General features: G+C 35.8%; 3 protein-coding genes and 1 pseudogene. All 4 read left to right on the top strand.

Annotation, left to right across the window (positions count from 1 at the left end):
* Positions 1-323: 323 nt before the first annotated feature.
* Positions 324-701, top strand: coding sequence for a hypothetical protein (locus P20652_RS00120; protein ID WP_008173121.1), 378 nt, complete (start codon positions 324-326; stop codon positions 699-701).
* A gap of 132 nt (positions 702-833) precedes the next feature.
* Positions 834-1502 carry a hypothetical protein gene (locus P20652_RS00125; protein ID WP_008173119.1) on the top strand — a complete coding sequence of 223 codons (669 nt, stop codon included), beginning with the start codon at positions 834-836 and terminating at the stop codon, positions 1500-1502.
* A gap of 66 nt (positions 1503-1568) precedes the next feature.
* Positions 1569-2081, top strand: coding sequence for a hypothetical protein (locus P20652_RS00130; protein WP_008173117.1), 513 nt, complete (start codon positions 1569-1571; stop codon positions 2079-2081).
* 186 nt (positions 2082-2267) lie between these two features.
* Positions 2268-2447 (top strand): annotated as a pseudogene (locus tag P20652_RS21255) (transposase); the annotation flags it as partial.

The following is a 2447-nucleotide window of genomic DNA, read 5'->3' as shown; positions in this document are numbered from 1 at the left end:
AGGTATCTACGGTGCGTAATGAATATTGACGAACTAGCATATATTCAGCTATGTAATTTAAAAATGGGGAACGTGTTTTCATACTATTACCAACAATAGTGCTGTTTTTATATACAGTATAGTTGTGGTGCACACATATTCAAGAGAATGAGCGGCGAGCGCATTTTGTTTTGTATTGATAGTTTGAGTGCTAATAAAAAATTATATGTAGCAATGTGTTAAGTTATTTAGTAAAAAAGAATTATTGAATACATGAGCGTGTCATTGGCAGATATATGCGCGATGAGCGCACTATAAAATTGTTATGTTCTCAGGAGGCTCCGATGAAAGACGAAGATTTAATCGAACAAATCATACCTCTCTGGTATGCCTCAATGGCTTGGGCTAACGAATTACTAATTCGTGCATTTAAGCTTGAACAAGCTCAGGATATATTGAAAGCAGAATTTAGAGGACTTCACCAAATCCCAGGTACTAATTGGTTCATAAGAACTCATGGTATCGGTGTGGATATATTTAAAACAGTAGAAGTTGGTGGAATTGACTTTGATTTTGGTAAACCTGATCCTGATGAATGGCGTTTGAAAATATTCTTTGAGAAGCAATATAATGATGGGCAATTACCTTACGCAGAATATCAGTGTTTATCAGATGACGAAGATCGTTTAGAGTTAGCCATTAAAAATGTTCTGAGTAATTAAGAACATAACAAGAAATTAAACAAGGACAAAAAACAGTTGGCTTTTTTGTTCACTACGTTCACTTATTTTAGCCAACAATTTTTTTGCCTGTTAATTAGGCGTTATGTATCTTTTTTAACCTAGGAGTATGATTTGGGGCCTCTTTTTCAATTAATAATCGTAGGCATTCTCTATATCCTGGTCGCCTGCTTTATTGGGGTTGTACTGATTTTAATCGCTAGGTTAATTACTGCATTTAAAAAGAATACTGGTGTATCAGTTAATCATCTTTTTTGGTTTCCGATAAAGCTGTTACCTTATTTTTTGTTGGCAATTATAGCTAACGTTTTAGTTTGTGAATTTATTAGAGATGTAGATCCGCCGTTAACGGATTATTGGACACTCACTATAAACGGTGAGCTCACCCTCGGAGCAATAGATACTTCATATAGCTGGTCTTTATGGCCTAGCAAAGATGGCGGTGAAGCAATTATTAGTGATATCACATTAGCCGGTAAAAGTGATGAAGCCTTTTATGGTTCGACTGAAACGGGTGAGTATTTTATATATGATCTGAAAATAAACCAAAAGACTTTTCCCCTATCAGAAGATCAATTTGAAACAGAAGTAAAAGATTTGGTGGGAGCCCTACCAAAACTTAGCAGTCCCTCTGAGCTTTACTATGATAATCGTCATTTAGGCGATTTGATAACATTTTTGGTTTTGTTGGTTTATCCTTTATACCGGTTTTATAAAGTATGTAGTATATTTTGGCGTGAGCTTAATCAACAAAATAGTGGATTTTCAAGTGGCGTCACATAACAAAACAATGAAGACGGACGTTCGCGAAGAGCCCGCGTCCGCCGCTTATTGAGGTGTTATATTTTTATGATGAATCGTGCATTATTTACATTGCTATTTACTTTTTCAGGTGCGCTTAATGCAAGTGTTCAACTGGATTTTAAATGGTTGCCACTTAAAAAAATCACTTATGAAGTTTCTATACCTCATCCTTTCGGTGAAACTATATTAGAGTTTTATCCAACAACTGATTCAGATAGAAGGATCCGAGAATTACGAATTTCTACGGCTAAACATGGTTGGTTTACTCCTAATATAGAAACTTTAAGAAAAGAGACATCGGTTCAGGTAAAAGATATTGAGTTCATTATCAAAGATGCGGCTTTGAATGAAGATGGAAGTGCTAAATATTTTGAGTTTAATATCTATTACGGATCTCCTAATAAGGTTAATTGTAACGGTAGAACGGAGTATGTTCCGAATAGCAAACTATTAAAGGTTTTTGCTGACGGCGAAGTGTCAATAACAGAAGATAGAAGTTATTTTGAGTTATGTGAGGAGCTAAAAAAATATAACAAGTCACTCAAGCAGGACAAATAACAGTTGGTTTTTGCTCCTTCGTCGCTTATTTTAACCAACTATTATTTGCCTCTTAGTGAGGCGTTGAGGCTGTAGAATTACTCTTTTTAGGAACGTATACAACTATTCTTTGTTGGTTGCTTTTTAACCTTGAATCCATCTGTTCGCTGTGATCTAATAGATATTATTCACCCACGGTAAACTGTTATGGCTAACTACAAGCCTGACTTATCCTGTCAAAATAAATTCATTCCTATCAATTTCGCTGAGCAAATTCTGCCTGGCACTTTTGAGTATGCCCTTTGTTATATTGTCGAAAATAAACTCGATTTATCGGGGTTTGACGCGTGGTACAACAATGACAAAACGGGCGCGGCGGCGTATCCA

It is taken from the genome of Pseudoalteromonas sp. BSi20652 (genome assembly GCF_000239855.1).
Classification (GTDB): Bacteria; Pseudomonadota; Gammaproteobacteria; order Enterobacterales; family Alteromonadaceae; genus Pseudoalteromonas.
Note: the sequence above shows the minus strand (reverse complement) of the source record. Positions and strands in the feature narration are given on the sequence as shown.